Source organism: Modestobacter sp. SSW1-42 (genome assembly GCF_046635825.1).
In the GTDB taxonomy this organism is placed as follows: domain Bacteria; phylum Actinomycetota; class Actinomycetes; order Mycobacteriales; family Geodermatophilaceae; genus Modestobacter.
The window spans coordinates 569,789-587,481 of the sequence record NZ_JBISCA010000001.1 but is presented as its reverse complement, the minus strand read 5'-3'; the positions used below and the strand labels follow the sequence as shown (position 1 = coordinate 587,481).

Below are 17,693 nucleotides of genomic sequence, written 5' to 3'. Positions count from 1 at the left end.
TGGGGTGCCCGTAAGGTGATTTCCTATGAGATCAGTAGGGATTGTGCGGTGCGCGCTCGTCGAGCGCCGGCACATCGACCTGCTGCGGTGCGCGAGCGCGCTCTGTCTCGACTGAGCGCCCGCCCCTCCGCCCGCACCCCCCTCCCTGGAGTCCTCGCATGACCCTGCTCGCTGCCCCCACCACCACCCCCGCCGCCGCCGAGTCCGACCTCCTGGAGATCGAGCGGCTCGAGCCCACCATCGGTGCGCGGGTCCACGGCATCGACCTCGACCGCGCCACCGACGAGCAGGTCCGGGCCATCCGGGCCGCGCTCGCCGAGTACAAGGTGCTGTTCTTCGCCGGCCAGCACGACCTCGACCCCGACCGCCAGATCGCCCTGGGCCGCCGCCTCGGCGAGCTGACTGAGTCCCACCCGGTCGTCCCCGGCGTGGACGAGGACCACCCGGAGATCTACGCGCTCGACAGCGCCAACGGGGGCTTCGCCGACATCTGGCACACCGACGTCACCTTCGTGCGCCGTCCCCCGCTGGGTTCGGTGCTGCGGGCCGTCGTCCTGCCGCCGACCGGCGGGGACACCCAGTGGGCCGACCTCGAGCTGGCCTACCGCTCGCTCAGCGAGCCGGTGCAGCGCCTGGCCGACCAGCTGGTCGCGGTGCACGACGGCACCCGCGAGTTCGGGTACTACCTCGCCCAGCGCGAGGAGCGCACCAAGTGGGAGGGCGAGGAGTTCCGCGCGCTCGTCCCGATCGAGCACCCCGTCGTCCGGGTCAACCCCGACACCGGCCGCAAGGGGCTGTTCGTCAACCCGGGCTTCGTCTCGCACATCAAGGACGTGTCCGACGCCGAGAGCCGGTACCTGCTCGACCTGTTCTACGCCCACATCACCAAGCCCGAGCACATCGTCCGGCACCGCTGGTCCGTCGGCGACGTGGTCATGTGGGACAACCGCTCGACCGTGCACTACGCCAACCGCGACTACGGCAACCAGCGCCGGGTGATGCACCGCATCACCTTCCGCGGCGAGGCGCCCGTCGGGCCGTTCGACGCCTGACCCGCCGTCACGACGAGGCGCCGACCCGACGGGTCGGCGCCTCGTCGCACGTCCGGGGTCAGCGCGCCCGGTCGACCCAGTCGGCGAGCAGGCCGCCGACGACGTCCGGTCGCTCGTGCAGCAGGGCGTGGCCCGCGCCGTCGACCACGGCGAGCGTGGCGTGCGGGTGGCGGCCGAGCAGGCCGACCGTGTCGGCGTAGCCGACGACGGAGTCCTGCCGCCCGGCGGCGAGCAGGGTGGGGACGTCGACCGGGCCCGTGCCGACGTCGACCGGCCAGCGGGCGAAGACCCGCTCCAGTGCCGCCTCGTCCTGGACGGCCATGCCGGGCACCACGGCGTCGCGGTGCCGGCGGGCGTTCGCCCGGGTGCGCACCACGAAGTACGCGTCGAAGCCGGCCCGCTGGTCGGGCTCGAGCTCGTCGTACGCGTCGTCGTCCTGCCGGACGACGACCGGCGGGGGCACCTCGCCGGTGCGCTCGGCCGCCGTGCAGACGAGCGCCAGGCCGCGGACCAGGTCGGGTCGCCGCGCGGTCAGCCCGCGGGCGAGGTAGCCGCCGTAGGAGTGGCCCAGCAGCAGCACCGGGCCGCCGGCCAGCTGCTCGACGACCGCGGCGAGGACCGCGACGACGTCGTCGTTGCCGTGCAGCCCCTCGGCGGTGGTGCGGCCCATCCCGGGCAGGTCGAGGTAGACGCGCCGGAGGTCCGTGCCGCCCAGGACCGGCTCCAGGGCCGCTTCGAGGTCGCGGTGGTCGACGCCGGCGCCGTGCAGGGCGACCAGCGGCACGCCGTCGCCGTGCTCGACCGCATGGACCGTCACGCTGCCGACCCGGATCACCATGGCGGGACGCTGGCGCTCGGTCGCCTCGACCGGGTCGGTGGTCGCCTCGACAGAGCCGTCACCTCCTGAGCCGTCACCGATGAGTTCCGCCGACCGGAGCAGTCCAGGCAGGCGTACCCACTCGACCCACCGACGGGAGACCCACCGTGACCAGTCCTGCCCACCCCGGGCGCATGTTCTTCGTGACCCTGCCCGTGGCCGACGTCGCGCGCAGCCGGGCGTTCTTCGCCGCGCTCGGGTTCACCTTCGACGAGGCCTTCTCCGGCGAGGGCGCCGCCTGCATGCTGGTCGGCGAGCAGGCCAGCGTGATGCTGGGTGACCACGCGACCTTCGCGCAGCACTCGAAGCTGCCGATGGCCGACCCGAGGACGCACGCGCTGGCGCTCTACTGCTTCAGCGTGGACTCCCGGGAGGACGTCGACCGGGTCGTCGACACCGCGCTGGCGGCCGGCGCCGTCGAGGCCGACCCGCTGGAGGACCTCGGGTTCATGGTCTCGCGCAGCTTCTTCGACCTCGACGGCCACGGCTGGCAGGTCATGTGGATGGCGCCGGCGGACGCCCAGCAGGACACCGAGCCGGCCGCGCAGGGCGCGGCGGTCTGACCTGCTCCCGGCGGACCCGGGCACCCAGCCGCTGCGACCGCGCGCCGGGCTGCTGGTCGGACGGTGACCGGGGTGCTCACCGTCCGGCTGCTCAGTGCTGCTGCTCCCCCAGCGCGCGGGCGGCCTCGGTGATGTCGCTGGCGGTCAGCGTCGAGACGTCGTCCCGGTCGAGGTCGTCGACGCCCTTGCCCTCACTGCGGGTCAGCCGCAGGGCCTGCCGGTTGAGCGCCTGCTCGAACAGCGTGCGGGCGAAGCGCGCGTTGCCGGACTCCTGGTCGGAGGTGAGGCCACCGAGGGTGCGGCGCAGCGTCTGGGCCGCACCGGGCTCCAGGACGTACTCGTGCTGGAGGACGACGCCGGTGAAGATGGCTTCGAGCTCGGCGGTCGAGTAGTCGGGGAAGTGGATCTCGCGCGCGAACCGCGAGCGCAGTCCCGGGTTCGAGGCCAGGAATGCCTCCATGAGCCGCGGGTAGCCGGCCACGATGACCACGAGGCGGTGGCGGTGGTCCTCCATGCGCTTGAGCAGGACCTCGATCGCCTCGGGCCCGAAGTCGACCCGGCCGTCGGAGTCCGGGGACAGCGAGTACGCCTCGTCGATGAACAGGACGCCGTCGAGTGCCTTGCGGATGACGCGGTCGGTCTTGATGGCGGTCGACCCGACGTACTGACCGACCAGCGCGGCCCGGTCGACCTCGACCAGGTGGCCCTTCTGGAGCAGCCCGACCGCGCGGTACATCTCGGCGAGGAGCCGGGCGACCGTGGTCTTGCCGGTGCCCGGGTTGCCGAGGAAGACCAGGTGCTGGGACGTCGCCGCCTCGGGCAGCCCGTGCTCCTTGCGGCGGGCCTGCACCTGCAGGAAGGCGACGAGCGCCTGCACCTGCTCCTTGACCGCCTCCAACCCGACCAGCGCGTCCAGTTCCGCCTGGAGCACCTCGAGCGGCCGGGCGGGGCCGGGGCGGCCACCGAAGAGGTCGTTCATCAGGTCGTCGACGCCGCGGATGCCGGGGCGCGGGAGCTGGTCACCCAGGCGGCCGACGGTCTCGCGGAGGTCGTCCAGCGGCTTGCGGGAGGACGGCATCCCACGAGCGTAAGCGCCGTCCGGACACCGGGCCCGGCGACGACCTCCTGCGCTCGACGTTGCGTACCCCGGACGACAGAAAGGCCCCCGACCAGCGTCTCCGCTGGCCAGAGGCCCTGGCTTGCTCCCTCGATAGGACTTGAACCTATAACCCTGCGATTAACAGTCGCATGCTCTGCCAATTGAGCTACGAGGGATCAGCGGGCCGTGGCCCGCGGACTCGTCAAGGTTACTACACCGTGGGCAGGGTGCCGGGACAAGGGTTCTCGGCGCGTCGCCCCCGCGACCGGCCGGTAGCGTCACCCTCTCCCCGAACCCAGGAGGTCCCCCGTGGCCAAGCTGTCCTTCCTCGCCGGCTTCGGCGCCGGCTACGTCCTCGGTGCCAAGGCCGGGCGCGAGCGCTACGAGCAGATCCGCCGGCTCTACAACTCGGCCAAGGACGACCCGCGTCTGCAGGCCGCCGCCGGTGTCGCCCAGGCCCGCGCCGACGCCGCCGTCGACTCGGTCAAGACCCGCATGGGCACCGACACCGGTCGCTGACCACGGCTCAGCGGCTGGGGTCGTCGGCGTCCACGGCGGCCGCCAGCCGCTCCCGCGCGACCTGGCGGGCGGCCGGGTCGTCGCGGTCGGCGTCGTCGTCGAACACGACGCTCCACTCCCGCGCCGCCTGACCTGGCACGCGGCGGGCCACCAGCAGCACCGCGCCCCCCGTGGGCAGCGGGTGCCGCTGGCTGGTCACCACAGTCCGGTCGACCCGGGTGCGCAGCACCGCGGGCAGCTCGCCGGCCGTGCGCAGCACGAACCGCTGCGGCGCCTCCCGCGCCTGCACCCCCGGCTCGACCTCGGCCAGCGGGACCACGGTGAACGTGCCGCCGCCCCCGGCCGCCGTCCAGCGCGCGGTGCCGATCCGGTGCCAGGGCAGGACGTCACCGTCCGACCGCAGGCCGCGGCTGGTGGCCACCAGCCAGCCGCCCGCCACCAGCTCGCCCCAGGCCAGCACCCGCTCGTCGGGGTCGGCCACCAGGGCGCGCACCTGCTCGGGTGGGCGCGCGAGGCCGCCGCGCAGCCGCCCGAGCAGGTTCACAGGCCGCCGGCCGCCCGGTTGCGCAGGGCCCGGGCCAGCGCCTCCAGGTCGATCAGCTTCTGGAACATCTTCATGTAGCCGTCGGAGTCCTCGACCGGGTTGGTCCGCTGCAGCCGGCCCTTGATCGCCACCAGCTCGCGCTCGGCCGCCATCAGCTGCAGCCGGGCCATCAGCGCGTTGACGTAGGTCGGGTCGTTCTCCCCCACCGAGTGCATCGGCTCGACCGCCAGCGCGGTCAGCATCGCCGTCGCCGACTCCCGGTCGCAGTGCTGCGTCACCTCGTCCAACCACGCCGCCCCGGACGTCGTCGCCCCGGCCGCTCCCCCGGCGCCGGACACCGCCGCGGCCACCGCCGCGTAGTCGGGATCGGTGTAGGCCTCCGGCGGGACGGCGTCGAAGTCGGGCCCGGCCAGCTCGGGACACTGCAGCGCGGCCTTGACCGCCTCCCGCTCGACCTCGCGCGCGGCGTCCTCCGGGGAGCGCTGCGGCGCACGGCTGCGCGCGGGGGGCCGCTTGTCGGCGCCCTCTCCCCCGGCCAGCTGCCGCACCTTGGCGACCACCTCGGCCTCGTCGGGCAGCCCGATCAGGCCGGCCAGCCGACGGGCGTAGGCCGGGCGCAGCGCGTGGTCCTTGATCTGCGCCAGCAGCGGCGCGGTCTTGTCGAGCGCGGCGACGCGACCCTCGACGGTGTCCAGGTCGTACTCGGCCAGCGTCGTCCGGAGCACGAACTCGATCAGCGGGGTGCGCCGGGCGATCAGGTCGCGCACGGCGGCGTCGCCGTGCGCCTGGCGCAGCTCGCAGGGGTCGCGGCCCTCCTGCTCGACGGCCACGAAGGTCTGCGCGACGAAGCGCTGGTCCTCCTTGAACGACTTCATCGCCGCCGCCTGGCCGGCCGCATCGCCGTCGAAGGTGTAGATCACCTCTCCGCGGAACTCGTCCTGGTCCATGAGCAGCCGGCGCAGCACGTTGATGTGCTCGGGGCCGAACGCGGTGCCGCACGAGGCCACCGCGGTGGTCACGCCGGCCACGTGACAGGCCATCACGTCGGTGTAACCCTCGACGACGACCGCCTGGTGGCCGCGGGCGATGTCGCGCTTGGCCCGCTCGACGCCGTAGAGGACGGTGCTCTTCTTGTACAGCGGCGTCTCGGGGGTGTTGAGGTACTTCGGGCCCGGGTCGTCGTCCATCAGCTTGCGGGCGCCGAAGCCGATGACGTCGCCGGTGAGGTCGCGGATCGGCCAGATCAGCCGCCGGTGGAACCGGTCGATGAGCGTGCCGCGGGAGGACTCCTTGGCCAGCCCGCCGGTGACCAGCTCCTCCTGCGTGTAGCCCAGCCCGCGCAGGTGCCGGGTGAGGGTGTCCCAGCCGCCGGGGGCGTACCCGCAGTGGAAGTCCAGCGCGACCTGCCGGTCGAAGCCGCGGTCGGCGAGGAAGCTGCGCGCGGGCGCGGCCTCCGGCGTCATCAGCTGGGCGGCGTAGAAGTCCGCGGCCGCGGTGTTGGCGGCCACCAGCCGGGCGCGCTGGCCGGCGTGCGCGCGGTCGGGGCCGGCGGTGGCACGGCCGCCGTCGTCCTCGTACTGCAGCTGCACCCCGGTGCGGCCGGCGAGCAGCTCGACGGCCTCGGAGAACGACAGGTGGTCGATCTCCTGGACGAACCGGATGACGTCGCCGCCGACCCCACATCCAAAGCAATGGTAAAGACCTCGCGAGGGCGTGACCTGGAAGGACGGCGACTTCTCGTCGTGGAACGGGCACAGCCCCTTGAGGCTGCCGCCGCCCGCGCGCTTGAGCTGCAGGTGCTCCCCGACGATCTCGTCGATCTTCGACCGCTCGCGGACCGTGGCGATGTCGGCGGCCCGGATGCGTCCCCGGCCGGCCATCAGGCGGCCGCCGCGGCAGCGGCGCGGTTGCGGAGCACGAAGCCCATCCAGAGCAGGAAGACGGCGTGGTCGAGCCCGAGCTGGGGCTGCGGGGTCAGCGTCGGCGTCCAGGACCACCGGCCCGTGGTGCCGCTCTGCGCCAGCAGCTGCCCGCCGCTGGTGAAGCGGTGGCCGCCGGTCCAGCGGGACACGGTCTGCGCCTGCACCGGCACGCCCTCCAGGTCGAGGGTCCAGGCGTTGCTCCAGAAGGAGTCCTGACGGGCCCGCACCCGGACGGCGTCGGCCGGGTCGACCGCCCACCGGCCGACGAGCTCACGACTGCCGTTGCGCCGGAGAACCCACTCGCGGCCCGCGACGTCGGCCGTGGCCGCCTCCTTCCAGTTCGAGGCGCGCAGCGTCGCCACGACGGCGCCGTCCTCGACCACCGGCACGGTGCCCTTGGGGACGCCGTGCGATCCGGACCTGCCCAGCTCCAGCACTGTCTCTCCTCCTCAGCCGATGCCCGGCGCCCCGGCGACGCTCTCGCCGGTCGCGCGGTAGAGCAGGTACGCGGCCGTCTCCCGCACGATGTACCGCAGCTGCGTGGTGCGCGTCTGCACCGCCGGCCCCTGCCGGGTCGGCGAGCTGGTCGCGTCCATGCCGGCGTCCTGCGCCATCCGCTGCGCGCGCATCGCGTGCCACGGGTCGGTCACCAGGACGGCGCTGCGCCAGCTGCGCTCGTCGAACGCGCCGGCCACCGCCCGCATGCTCTCCAGGGTGTCCTCACCCTCCTCGACGGCCAGCAGCGCCGACTCCGGGACGCCGGCGTTGAGCAGGTACCGCCGGCCGGCCTCGGCCTCGCTGAACTGGTCGCCCTCGGCCCGGCCGCCCACGGTGACCACCGTCGGCGCGACGCCGTCGGAGTAGAGCGCCAGCGCGTGTTCCAGCCGCGCCTCGAAGATCGACGACGGGACGCCGTTGTACTGCGCCGACCCGAGCACCACGATCGCGTCGGACGCCGGCCGGTCGTCCTGCCGCGCCGTCCACCAGATGGCCAGCCCGGTGGCCCCGGCGAGCAGCAGCACCGCCGTCACCGCAGCACCCACCACCCGGACGACCAACCGCCCCGCCAACGCTGCCACGCGTCATGGGTACCACGCGGCGCGGACAGCGTGGGGAGCCGCTGGGGACGGCCCGCCGGTCAGCCCGCGAGACGGGTCCCGCACACCTTCGTGCCGCCCTCGGGGACCACGGTCAGCTCGGTCGTGGTGACCGCGCCGGCGTCGTCCCAGCGGACCGTGACCAGCTCGGCCGGGGCACCCTCGTACTCGGTCGACTCCGACCCGGTCACCTGCGGGACGCCTGGCTGCAGGTACTCCTCGGCCAGCTCCTCGGGAGGCACGGCGGCCCGCACGTCGTCACAGACCAGGGCGTAGGAGGTGGTCAGGTCGCCCTGGGACAGCGCGGACGTGAAGACGGTGGCGACCTCCCGGGACTGGTCGGCCCCGTTGCCGTTCCACAGGGTCATCAGCCCGACCATGGCCACGGAGAAGACCGCCGTGCCACCGAGCAGGCCGATGATCAGGCCGTTGCGGTTGCGCGGCGTCCCCGTGTGCAGGGGCGCCGGGTCGTCGTCGTAGAGGAAGGGGCCGGTGCTCATGTGTCGCCTCCGGTCTCGATCCGCTCCTCGGTCGCCGGCGCCCCCTGCGGTGCTCCCTCGACCGTCGTGGTCGCGACGGGCGTCATCCGCCACCCACCAGCATCTCGGCGCCGGCCGGCGGGCGCGGGTCGTCACGGTCGGCGAGCCAGCCCTCGGGCAGCGACACCGGCCGCGCCGACGTCGTCCGTCCGCGCGGCTCGCCCAGGACCGTCTGCGGGTAGGGCTGGTCCTCGACCCCGGCCAGCAGCTCGGCCAGCTCGTCGAGGCTGCTGACCAGGGCGAGCGCGCGGCGGGTGTCGGAGCCGACGGCGAAGCCCTTGAGGTACCAGGCCACGTGCTTGCGGAAGTCGGCGCAGCCGTGCTGCTCACCGTGCTCGGCGGCCAGCAGCGTCGCGTGCCGGTGCATCACCTCGGCGACCTGGCGGAAGCTCGGCAGCGTGCGCTCGGTCGAGCCGGCGAACGCGGCGGCCAGGTCGGCGAACAGCCACGGCCGGCCCAGGCAGCCGCGGCCCACGACCACGCCCGCGCACCCGGTCTCGGCGACCATCCGCAGCGCGTCGTCGGCCTCCCAGAGGTCGCCGTTGCCGAGCACCGGGATGTCGACGGTCTCGACCAGGCGGGCGATGGGCGACCAGTCGGCGGTGCCGCTGTAGAGCTGGTCGGCAGTGCGCCCGTGCAGCGTGATCGCCGCCGCGCCGGCGTCCTGGGCGATCCGGCCGGCGTCGAGGTAGGTGGTGTGCTCGGGGTCGATGCCGATCCGGGTCTTCACCGTCACCGGGACGTCGCCGGCGGCCTGCACCGCGGCCCGGACGATGTTGCCGAACAGCACGCGGCGCCACGGCAGGGCCGAGCCGCCGCCCTTGCGGGTCACCTTGGGCACCGGGCAGCCGAAGTTGAGGTCGATGTGCGCCGGGCGGGTGCCGGCCACCTGCTCGTCGACCAGCATCTGCACCGCGCGCCCGACCGTGGCCGGGTCGACGCCGTAGAGCTGGACGGAGAACGCGTCGGCCTCGTCGGTGGTGGCCCGCACCATCCGCAGCGTCTTCTCGTTGCGCTCCACCAGCGCGCGGGTGGTGATCATCTCGCAGACGTAGAGACCGGCGCCGAACTCCCGGCACAGCGTGCGGAAAGCCGGCCCGGTGATCCCGGCCATCGGCGCGAGCACCACCGCCGGGTCCACGGTCAGGCCACCCAGCTGCAACGCCGGCAGCGCCTTCGGGCGCGCGAGGGTGCTGGTCACGCCGCCCAGCGTAGGTGCCGCGGCTGTGTGCCCGGGGCCACGTCGGCCGAGTCCCCACGGGCCACCCGCTGTCGCCGGCGCGGGTCGACCCAGGTCAGCGGACGTGGAGCCGCGACGTGACACGGCTCCACGTCCGCTGGAACGGGTCAACCCGCGCGGGCGGCGGGCGGCGGGTCTAGCGCAGTTCCAGCCGACCCGCTCGGGACCGTCCACACCCGGCAGCTCTGTCCGCAACTCCGCAGGACGGAGCGCGGTGTCGATGACGACCGGACACGCTGCCGCGGTGAGCGACCTCCTCCCCGTACCGCTCGCCGTCGCCGAGCGTGGCCGCCGGCAGCTCGGCATCTTCACCACCGCGGACCTCACCGTGGCCGGGGTCGGCGAGAGCGAGGTCCGGACGGCGGTGCGCACAGGGACCTGGGTGCGCCTGCGCTGCGGCGTCTTCGTGTCGGCCCGGGACCTCGCGGAGGTCGAGCGCACCGGACGCCGTCCGGGCCTGGACGCCCTGGCCGTGACCCACGCCATGGACCGCCCTTCCGCCGTCCTGAGCGGTGCGACGGCGGCCTGGGTCTGGGGTCTGCCACGACCACGGAGGGTCGAGCCGCTCGTCGAGCTGACCGACCCCCACCGGTGGCGTCGTGGGCGCGGTTGGCTGATGACCCGGGCGCAGCTGCCGGACGATGAGGTGACCGTGCGCGGCGCCTACCGGGTGACGACGGCGGCCAGGACCGTGGTCGACACCGCCCGGTCGTGGTCCGAGGTGCACGCCGTCGCTGCTGTCGACGCCGCGTTGCTGCGCGGGCTCACCGACCCGGGCGAGCTGGCCCGGGTGCTCGCGCGTCAGGAGTTCGTGCCGGGGATCCCGCGGGCGGTCCGTGCCGTCGCCTTGGCGGACGGGCGGGCCGAGTCGTGGTTGGAGACGTGCGGCCGGCTCACCTTCGCCGCGCTCGGGCTGCCGCCCTTCGTCCCGCAGGTCGAGCTCTGGGTGGACGGGCGGCTGGTGAAGGTGGTCGACGGCTGGTACCCGGACGCAGCGGTGGCCGTCGAGTTCGACGGGCAGGTGAAGTACCAGCGGCCGGCCTTCGGGCGGAGCGCCGATGACCAGCTCTGGCGCGAGAAGCGCACGGAGGACCTGCTGCGCTCACTGGGCGTCCGCTTCACCCGGCTCACTGCCGGGGACCTGACCCACCAGCGCCGCGAGGTGGCCGGGACGGTGCAGCGGCTGCTCGCGACCCCAGGTCCCTCCGACCGCGCCTTCCGCGAGGTCCCCCGGGCCGTGGGTCGCCTCCGGGACGGACAACGGGGCGACGACGGCTGGCTCCACCGAGCCGATGACCGGGTCGGTGGGGTGCACGCCGACCTGGGTTGAGCCGGGCCACCTGACGTGGAGCCGTGCTGTGGCACGGCTCCACGTCAGGTCAGCCGGGTTGACCCGCCCGGCCGCACCGAGTCCGGGCGGCCGGCCGCCGGCGTCAGCAGCCGGGGAGGCGGGCGGCGAGGTAGCCGACGACCTGGTCCAGGCCGACGCGCTCCTGGCTCATCGAGTCGCGCTCGCGCACGGTCACCGCGTTGTCCTCGAGGGTGTCGAAGTCGACGGTGAGGCAGAACGGCGTGCCGACCTCGTCCTGGCGGCGGTAGCGGCGGCCGATGGCGCCGGCGTCGTCGAAGTCGACGTTCCAGTTCTTGCGCAGGTCGGCGGCCAGGCCGCGGGCCTTGGGCGAGAGGTCGGCGTTGCGCGACAGCGGCAGGACCGCGGCCTTCACCGGCGCCAGCCGCGGGTCCAGCCGCAGCACGGTGCGGGTGTCGACGCCGCCCTTGGCGTTGGGCGCCTCGTCCTCGGTGTACGCGTCGACCAGGAAGGCCATGAGCGAGCGGGTCAGCCCGGCCGCCGGCTCGATGACGTACGGCGTCCAGCGCTCGTTGGTGGCCTGGTCGAAGTAGGACAGGTCGTTGCCCGAGTGCTCCGAGTGCGTCTTCAGGTCGAAGTCGGTGCGGTTGGCGATGCCCTCGAGCTCGCCCCACTCGGAGCCCTGGAAACCGAAGCGGTACTCGATGTCGACGGTGCGCGTCGAGTAGTGGCTCAGCTTCTCCTTCGGGTGCTCGAAGTGCCGCAGGTTGTCCGGGTTGATGCCCAGGTCGGTGTACCAGCGGGTGCGCTCGTCGATCCAGTACTGGTGCCACTCGGCGTCCGTGCCGGGCTGGACGAAGAACTCCATCTCCATCTGCTCGAACTCACGCGTGCGGAAGATGAAGTTGCCCGGGGTGATCTCGTTGCGGAAGGACTTGCCGATCTGGCCGATGCCGAACGGCGGCTTCTTCCGCGAGGCGCCCATGACGTTGGCGAAGCTGACGAAGATGCCCTGCGCGGTCTCCGGGCGCAGGTAGTGCAGCCCCGACTCGTCCTCGACCGGGCCGAGGTGGGTCTTGAGCATCATGTTGAAGTCGCGCGGCTCGGTCCACTGGCCGGTGACGCCACAGTTCGGGCAGGTGATGTCGGCCAGGCCGTTCTCCGGGGCCCGGCCCTTCTTCTCCTCGTACGCCTCTTCGAGGTGGTCGGCGCGGAACCGCTTGTGGCAGTTCTGGCACTCGGTCAGCGGGTCGGTGAACACCCCGACGTGCCCGGAGGCCACCCACACCTGGCGGGGCAGGATCACCGAGGAGTCCAGGCCGACGACGTCGTCCCGGCCCTGGACGACGGTGCGCCACCACTGCTTCTTGATGTTGTCCTTGAGCTCGACGCCGAGGGGGCCGTAGTCCCAGGCGGAGCGGGTGCCGCCGTAGATCTCACCGGAGGGGAAGACGATCCCCCGGCGCTTGCAGAGGTTGACCACCTTCTCCAGGCGAGCGGGGTCGGCGGTACGGGCGGGAGTGGCTTCGCTGGGCACGGGGGCTCCATCCGGCTGGCGGTCGGCGAGTGACCCCTCAACGCTAGTCGGCCTCCCCCGCACGCTCCCCGGCCCACCCCACCGGCCATCGGGAGTTCACCGGTCGCCGGTGGAGGGCGCCGCGCGGGCGCACCTACCTTCCCGGGTGTGACCGCGCCCGACACGGCAGACCGCCCCGCGATCCGGCCGGCGGTCGTCGACCAGCGGCTGGCCCGGGCCACCGCCGGGCTGTGCCGTGACCACCCCGCCAGCGCCCGCGCGGTGCGCGCCGTCCTGGCGCCGCTGCGGGACCGGCTGCGCCGGGTGCACGAGCACTGCGTGCAGGCCGACGCCGACGCGTGGGCCGCCTACCGCGCCGACCTCGACCGCGGCCTCGACGAGCTCTCGGTCGAGGTCGCGCGAGCGGCCCAGCAGCCCGGCCGGGGCACCGGTGTGGACGACGTCCTGGCGGCCACGGCGGCCCGCCTGGAGTTGCGGGCCTGGCAACTGCGGCTGTCCACCGCCGGCGGCCCCGACCCGCAGGTCGCCGGGGCCCGGCAGCTCGCCGCCGCCGTGGACGCCGGGCTCGACGAGCTGGCGGCCGACCCCGGCCGGGCGGGCGTGCGGGCGCGGGTCGCGCACGACCTCGACGAGCTGCGGCGGGCCGTGCAGCGAGCCGGGCGGAACTGACGGCGCCGCCCGGTTCCGGAACCCGGGCGGACGGTGAACGTGCAGGTCAGCGCGGCACACCGGTGTCGATCGGCTCATCCGCTGCCGATGGGTGAGGTGCACGACCGCGCCTACAGCCAACTGGGCGCCGTGCCCCCCGAGAGGCCACCGACCATGACCGGCTCCCGACCGACCACCGTCCTGCGACTGCGCTCGCTGCGCGCCCTGCTGGTGCTCGTCGTCCTCAGCTGCAGCACCCTCCCCCTGGCCGGGCTCGGCGTCTTCGCCTGGCAGCGCAGCGAGGGCGACTGGGTGCGCAACGCCGGTGAGCTGCTGCAGAGCGAGGCGCGCTCGACGATCGACAAGATCGACCGCAACCTCTTCGAGCGCTACGGCGACGTGCAGGCCTTCGCGTTCAACCCCGACGCCTCCGCGGAACCGCCGACGGTCGCGGAGGCCGCGGACTTCTACAGCCGCAACTACGTCATCTACGACCTGCTGCTCGTGGTCGACGCCAGCGGCCGCGTGGTCGCCGGCAACAGCGTCACCGGCGACGGGCAGCCGATCGACCCCGCGACCTACGCGGGCGCCGACCTGTCCACCCGGCCGTGGTTCCAGCAGGCGCTGACCCTGCCGGCCGGGCAGACGTACGTGCAGGACCCCGAGGTCGACCCGCTGGTCAGCGCCGCGACCGGCCGGGACGACGCCACGCTGCTGTTCGCCGCCCCCGTGTACGGCCCCGACGGCCGGGCCGAGCGGCTGTGGGTCAACTGGGCCTCGGTGCCCCGGGTGATCGGCCAGATCATGGACGAGCAGGTGGCCGGTCTCGCCGACCGCGGTGTCGCGGTCACCGCCCAGCTGCTGCGCGAGGACGGCGTCGTGCTGGTCGGCCCGGGCGCGCAGGACTCCCTGGACCTGGCCGCGGCCGGATCCCCCGCGGCCACCGCGGTGGCCGGCGGCGCGTCCGGGCACGGCAGCGACGAGCTCGCCGACGGCACCGGCGAGGACGCCGAGCAGGTGCGCGGCTGGTCGGCGTCGCAGGGGGCGCTGGGCTTCGCCGGCTACGGCTGGGGCGTGGTGCTCAGCGAGGACCTCGGCGACGCCGTGGCGCCGGCCTCCTCGCTGCTGCGGGCGGTGCTGCTGGTCGCGGTGCTGGTCGCCGCCGTGGTCGCGGTGGTCGCCCTGCTGGTGGCCCGCGCGCTGACCCGCCCGCTCGACCACGCCGTCGCCGCGCTCGAGCAGGTCGCCGACGGTGACCTCCGGCCGCGCCTGCCGGAGTCCGGCACCGACGAGCTGCGCACGCTGGCGGTCGCGCTCAACCGGTCGCTGGAGAACATGGGCGCCGCGCTGGGCGGGCTGCGCGACCGCACCGGCGACCTGTCCACCGCCTCCGACCAGCTGCGCGGCCTGTCCGACGACGTGTCCCGCGACGCCACCCGCGGCACCCAGGTCGCCCGCGCCGCCCAGGCCGCCACCGAGCTGGTCAGCGACAACGTGCGCACCGTGGCCGCGGGTGCGGAGGAGATGGGGACCTCCATCCGGGAGATCGCCCACTCGACCTCCGAGGCGGCCCGGGTGGGCGCCTCGGCGGTGGTCGCCGCCCGCGAGACGACGGCGCAGGTGGCCCGGCTGGGCGACTCGTCCCGGCAGATCGGCGACGTCGTCGCGGTCATCACCTCGATCGCGGAGCAGACCAACCTGCTCGCGCTCAACGCCACCATCGAGGCCGCCCGGGCCGGCGAGGCGGGCAAGGGCTTCGCCGTGGTGGCCAACGAGGTGAAGGAGCTGGCCCAGGAGACGCAGAAGGCGACCGAGGACATCACCCGCCGGGTCGGGGCCATCCAGGCCGACACCGCCGGGGCGGCCGCCTCGATCGCCGGGATCGCCTCGATCGTCGAGCAGATGAACGACTTCCAGCAGACGATCGCCTCGGCGGTGGAGGAGCAGAGCGCGACGACGGCGGAGATGAGCCGCAACGTCGCCCAGGCGGCCACCGGCACCGAGGGCGTCAGCGCCGACGTGCGCACGGTGACCGCGGCGACCCGGTCCACCGCCGAGTCGACCGAGTCGACCCGGGAGACCGCCGCCGCGCTCGCCGCCATCACCGAGGAGCTGCGCGGCCTCGTCTCCCGGTTCGAGCTGCCCAGGTGACGGGATGGAACGACCTCCTGCAGGGCCCCGCCGCGAAGTCGCGAGTGGTGGGGCCCTGCAGGAGGGTCCGCCGTCAGGCGCTGCCGAACCTCCGCTGACGGCTGGCGTACTCCTCGCAGGCCTGCCACAGGTGCCGGCGGTCGAAGTCCGGCCACAGGGTGTCGAGGAAGACCAGTTCGGCGTAGGCCGCCTGCCACAGCAGGAAGTTGCTGGTGCGGTTCTCCCCCGAGCTGCGCACGAACAGGTCGACGTCGGGCATGTCGGGCTCGTCGAGGAACCGGGCGACGGTCTCCTCGTCGACCTTGTCCGGCCTGATCCGCCCGGCGGCGACCTCGCGGGCGATGGCCGCGGCGGCGTCGGCGATCTCGGCCCGCCCGCCGTAGTTGACGCACATGGTCAGGGTCAGGACGTCGTTGTCCTGGGTGAGCTCCTCGGCGACCTCGAGCTCCTTGATCACGCTGCCCCACAGCCGCGGACGGCGACCGGCCCAGCGCACCCGCACCCCGAGCTCGTGCATCTCGTCGCGCCGCCGGCGGATGACGTCGCGGTTGAAGCCCATGAGGAAGCGCACCTCGTCGGGGCTGCGCTTCCAGTTCTCGGTGGAGAAGGCGTAGGCGCTGATCGCCTTCACGCCCAGTTCGATGGCGCCCTCGACGCAGTCGAACAGGGACGCCTCGCCGGCCTCGTGCCCCGCGGTGCGCGGCAGGCCGCGCTGCTTGGCCCAGCGGCCGTTGCCGTCCATTACGATCGCCACGTGGTGCGGCACCTTGTCGGCCGGGATGGCCGGCGGGCGCACCCCCGACGGGTGCGGGCTCGGCGCCTTGACCTCGCGCCTCACGTGCGGTCCACCAGCGGCAGCGAGCGCAGTCCGCGCTCCAGGTGCCACTGCAGCAGGGCCGCGACCAGGCCGCTGCCCTCCTTGCGGTTGATGCTCAGGCTGTTCTCGGCCTGGGCCCAGTCGCCGGACAACAGCGCCTCCAGCAGTTCGATGGTGACCGGGCTCGGCATCGCCGAGCCGGTGGGCCGGCAGGACGGGCAGACCGTCCCGCCGGCCGGGACGGAGAAGTGCCGGTGCGGCCCGGCCTCGCCGCAGCGGGCGCAGTCGCCCAGCGCGGGCTCCCAGCCGGCCACCGACATGGCGCGCAGCAGGAAGGCGTCGAGCACCAGCGCCGGCGGCTTCTCCCCCTCGGCCAGCGTGCGCAGGGCGCCGACGACCAGCAGGAACATGCGCAGCGACGGCTCCTTCTCCTCCACCGTCAGCCGGTCGGCGGTCTCGAGCACCGCGGTGCCGGCGGTGTAGGCGCGGTAGTCGCGGACCACGGCCGGGCCGTAGGCGCGGATCGACTCGGCCTGGCTGACGATGTCGAGGTTGCGGCCGGTGTAGAGCTGCAGGTCGACGTGGCTGAACGGCTCCAGCCGGGCGCCGAACTTGCTCTTGGTGCGGCGCACGCCCTTGGCCACCGCGCGCACCTTGCCGGTGCGGCGGGTGAGCACGGTGACGATCCGGTCGGCCTCGCCGAGCTTCTGGGTGCGCAGCACGATGCCCTCGTCGCGGTAGAGCGCCTGAGGAGTGGTCGACAAGCTAGTAGCCCCTCTCCCCGGCGGCGGATCGCTCCGCTCCTCCGTCGCTGGCGCGCCCTGCGATGCTCACTCGCCCGCCACCTCAGTAACCGAGCCTGTTGAGCTTCTTCGGGTCGTCCTGCCACTCCCCCAGCACCGTGACGTGCAGGTCCAGGTGCACCCGGCCGCCCAGCAGCGTCTCCAGCCCGACCCGGGCCTCGCTGCCGATGGCCTTGATGATGTTCCCGCCCTTGCCCAGCAGCATCGGCTTCTGGCTGGCGCGCTCGACGTGCAGCAGGGCGTGCACCTCGGTGAACACCGCGCTCGCGTCGCGGGGGTCGGGCTTGCGGATGATCTCCTCGACGCTGACGGCCAGCGAGTGCGGCACCTCCTGGCGCACCTTCTCCAGCGCCGCCTCGCGCACCAGCTCGGCGATCTGCCGCTCGACGTCCTCGTCGGTGGTCTGCTCCTGCGGGTACAGCGGCGGGCCCTCGGGGAGCATCCCGATCAGCAGGTCGGCCAGCAGCTCGACCTGGTCGCCGGCGACGGCGCTGACCGGCACGATCTCGCGGGCCTCGACCAGCTTGCTGGCGGCGACCAGCTGCTCGGTGACCGCCTTCTTGCCCGCCGCGTCGGTCTTGGTCACGACCAGCACCACCGGGGTGGTGACGTTCTTGAGCTGGCGGGCGATGAACGCGTCGCCGGTACCCACCGGCTGGTCGGCCGGGATGCAGAAGACGATGACGTCGACGTCGGCGAGGGTGTCGCGGACGACGTCGTTGAGCCGCTGGCCCAGCAGGCTCTTGGGCTTGTGCAGCCCGGGGGTGTCGACGAGCACCAGCTGGCCGGCCGGGCGGTGGACCACGCCGCGGATGGCGTGCCGGGTGGTCTGCGGCCGGTTGCTGACGATGCCGACCTTCTCGCCCACCAGCGCGTTGGTGAGCGTGGTCTTCCCGGCGTTGGGACGCCCGACCAGGGCGGCGAAGCCGCTGCGGTGGACCGGCTGCTCGGGGAGTGTCACGCCGACCAGTCTCCC

19 protein-coding genes and 1 tRNA gene are annotated in these 17,693 nt (G+C 73.8%); 7 read left to right on the top strand and 13 right to left on the bottom strand.

All coding sequences use genetic code 11. The features are described from left to right. Window positions 1-25: 25 nt before the first annotated feature. Together ACGBYP_RS02945 and ACGBYP_RS02940 are read left to right on the top strand one after the other, a co-directional pair. Window positions 26-115, top strand: coding sequence for a putative leader peptide (locus ACGBYP_RS02945; RefSeq protein ID WP_411581766.1), 90 nt, complete (start codon window positions 26-28; stop codon window positions 113-115). Window positions 116-158: 43 nt separating this feature from the next. Next, on the top strand, window positions 159-1,052 hold the full coding sequence (locus ACGBYP_RS02940) for a TauD/TfdA dioxygenase family protein (protein WP_411581765.1): 894 nt from the start codon (window positions 159-161) through the stop codon (window positions 1,050-1,052). Between the two features lie 58 nt (window positions 1,053-1,110). Here ACGBYP_RS02940 and ACGBYP_RS02935 read toward each other — a convergent pair whose 3' ends face one another. Further along, the gene (locus ACGBYP_RS02935) at window positions 1,111-1,890 is read right to left on the bottom strand and encodes an alpha/beta hydrolase (RefSeq protein ID WP_411581764.1); all 780 of its coding nucleotides are present in this window, start codon (window positions 1,888-1,890) and stop codon (window positions 1,111-1,113) included. A gap of 146 nt (window positions 1,891-2,036) precedes the next feature. Between ACGBYP_RS02935 and ACGBYP_RS02930 the strand changes: the two genes are divergently transcribed. After that, complete coding sequence (locus tag ACGBYP_RS02930) at window positions 2,037-2,492, top strand: VOC family protein (RefSeq protein ID WP_411581763.1); 456 nt, start codon at window positions 2,037-2,039, stop codon at window positions 2,490-2,492. Between the two features lie 91 nt (window positions 2,493-2,583). On the opposite strand, the gene ACGBYP_RS02925 is transcribed toward ACGBYP_RS02930, so the two are convergent. Together ACGBYP_RS02925 and ACGBYP_RS02920 are read right to left on the bottom strand one after the other, a co-directional pair. Further along, window positions 2,584-3,570 carry an AAA family ATPase gene (locus ACGBYP_RS02925; RefSeq protein ID WP_411581762.1) on the bottom strand — a complete coding sequence of 329 codons (987 nt, stop codon included), beginning with the start codon at window positions 3,568-3,570 and terminating at the stop codon, window positions 2,584-2,586. Window positions 3,571-3,694: 124 nt separating this feature from the next. Next, a tRNA-Asn gene (locus ACGBYP_RS02920) sits at window positions 3,695-3,767 on the bottom strand. Between the two features lie 133 nt (window positions 3,768-3,900). Here ACGBYP_RS02920 and ACGBYP_RS02915 point away from each other — a divergent pair. Next, window positions 3,901-4,110, top strand: a complete 210-nt coding sequence (locus ACGBYP_RS02915) for a hypothetical protein (protein ID WP_411581761.1) — start codon at window positions 3,901-3,903, stop codon at window positions 4,108-4,110. Between the two features lie 7 nt (window positions 4,111-4,117). On the opposite strand, the gene ACGBYP_RS02910 is transcribed toward ACGBYP_RS02915, so the two are convergent. From ACGBYP_RS02910 to dusB, 6 genes are all read right to left on the bottom strand, one after another. Next, complete coding sequence (locus tag ACGBYP_RS02910) at window positions 4,118-4,654, bottom strand: hypothetical protein (RefSeq protein WP_411581760.1); 537 nt, start codon at window positions 4,652-4,654, stop codon at window positions 4,118-4,120. Continuing rightward, a complete protein-coding gene (gene dnaG / locus ACGBYP_RS02905; protein WP_411581759.1) occupies window positions 4,651-6,534 on the bottom strand; it encodes a DNA primase in 1,884 nt (627 codons plus the stop codon). The genes ACGBYP_RS02910 and dnaG overlap by 4 nt, the downstream gene beginning before the upstream one ends. Continuing rightward, entirely contained in the window at window positions 6,534-7,013 is a 480-nt protein-coding gene (locus ACGBYP_RS02900) for a hypothetical protein (RefSeq protein WP_411581758.1), read from the bottom strand. The genes dnaG and ACGBYP_RS02900 overlap by 1 nt, the downstream gene beginning before the upstream one ends. Window positions 7,014-7,025: 12 nt before the next feature. After that, window positions 7,026-7,655, bottom strand: coding sequence for a YdcF family protein (locus ACGBYP_RS02895; RefSeq protein WP_411581757.1), 630 nt, complete (start codon window positions 7,653-7,655; stop codon window positions 7,026-7,028). Between the two features lie 59 nt (window positions 7,656-7,714). Beyond that, complete coding sequence (locus ACGBYP_RS02890) at window positions 7,715-8,173, bottom strand: hypothetical protein (RefSeq protein ID WP_411581756.1); 459 nt, start codon at window positions 8,171-8,173, stop codon at window positions 7,715-7,717. An 82-nt stretch (window positions 8,174-8,255) separates the two neighbouring features. Then, window positions 8,256-9,413 carry a tRNA dihydrouridine synthase DusB gene (dusB, locus tag ACGBYP_RS02885; protein ID WP_411581755.1) on the bottom strand — a complete coding sequence of 386 codons (1,158 nt, stop codon included), beginning with the start codon at window positions 9,411-9,413 and terminating at the stop codon, window positions 8,256-8,258. Window positions 9,414-9,696: 283 nt separating this feature from the next. Between dusB and ACGBYP_RS02880 the strand changes: the two genes are divergently transcribed. Then, on the top strand, window positions 9,697-10,782 hold the full coding sequence (locus ACGBYP_RS02880) for a hypothetical protein (RefSeq protein ID WP_411581754.1): 1,086 nt from the start codon (window positions 9,697-9,699) through the stop codon (window positions 10,780-10,782). 103 nt (window positions 10,783-10,885) lie between these two features. On the opposite strand, the gene ACGBYP_RS02875 is transcribed toward ACGBYP_RS02880, so the two are convergent. Beyond that, entirely contained in the window at window positions 10,886-12,298 is a 1,413-nt protein-coding gene (locus tag ACGBYP_RS02875; RefSeq protein ID WP_411581753.1) for a glycine--tRNA ligase, read from the bottom strand. Window positions 12,299-12,445: 147 nt separating this feature from the next. Between ACGBYP_RS02875 and ACGBYP_RS02870 the strand changes: the two genes are divergently transcribed. Continuing rightward, window positions 12,446-12,967: a hypothetical protein gene (locus tag ACGBYP_RS02870; RefSeq protein ID WP_411581752.1), complete on the top strand. Its 522-nt coding sequence runs from the start codon at window positions 12,446-12,448 to the stop codon at window positions 12,965-12,967. Between the two features lie 87 nt (window positions 12,968-13,054). After that, on the top strand, window positions 13,055-15,097 hold the full coding sequence (locus tag ACGBYP_RS02865; protein WP_411581751.1) for a methyl-accepting chemotaxis protein: 2,043 nt from the start codon (window positions 13,055-13,057) through the stop codon (window positions 15,095-15,097). Between the two features lie 73 nt (window positions 15,098-15,170). On the opposite strand, the gene ACGBYP_RS02860 is transcribed toward ACGBYP_RS02865, so the two are convergent. From ACGBYP_RS02860 to era, 3 genes are all read right to left on the bottom strand, one after another. Further along, window positions 15,171-15,935, bottom strand: a complete 765-nt coding sequence (locus ACGBYP_RS02860) for an isoprenyl transferase (RefSeq protein ID WP_411581750.1) — start codon at window positions 15,933-15,935, stop codon at window positions 15,171-15,173. After that, complete coding sequence (gene recO / locus ACGBYP_RS02855) at window positions 15,932-16,678, bottom strand: DNA repair protein RecO (protein WP_411581749.1); 747 nt, start codon at window positions 16,676-16,678, stop codon at window positions 15,932-15,934. Before recO ends, ACGBYP_RS02860 begins: the two co-directional genes overlap by 4 nt. A gap of 82 nt (window positions 16,679-16,760) precedes the next feature. Further along, window positions 16,761-17,678 (bottom strand): GTPase Era, encoded by a 918-nt coding sequence (era, locus tag ACGBYP_RS02850; protein ID WP_411581748.1) that lies wholly within the window; start codon window positions 17,676-17,678, stop codon window positions 16,761-16,763. Window positions 17,679-17,693: the final 15 nt, after the last annotated feature.

Excerpts from the sequence above, each read along its gene's own strand:
- ACGBYP_RS02945 (WP_411581766.1), top strand. The coding sequence starts at position 26 with ATGAGATCAGTAGGGATTGTGCGGTGCGCGCTCGTCGAGCGCCGGCAC.
- ACGBYP_RS02940 (WP_411581765.1), top strand. The coding sequence starts at position 159 with ATGACCCTGCTCGCTGCCCCCACCACCACCCCCGCCGCCGCCGAGTCC.
- ACGBYP_RS02935 (WP_411581764.1), bottom strand. The coding sequence starts at position 1,890 with ATGGTGATCCGGGTCGGCAGCGTGACGGTCCATGCGGTCGAGCACGGC.
- ACGBYP_RS02925 (WP_411581762.1), bottom strand. The coding sequence starts at position 3,570 with ATGCCGTCCTCCCGCAAGCCGCTGGACGACCTCCGCGAGACCGTCGGC.
- dnaG (WP_411581759.1), bottom strand. The coding sequence starts at position 6,534 with ATGGCCGGCCGGGGACGCATCCGGGCCGCCGACATCGCCACGGTCCGC.
- ACGBYP_RS02890 (WP_411581756.1), bottom strand. The coding sequence starts at position 8,173 with ATGAGCACCGGCCCCTTCCTCTACGACGACGACCCGGCGCCCCTGCAC.
- ACGBYP_RS02865 (WP_411581751.1), top strand. The coding sequence starts at position 13,055 with ATGGGTGAGGTGCACGACCGCGCCTACAGCCAACTGGGCGCCGTGCCC.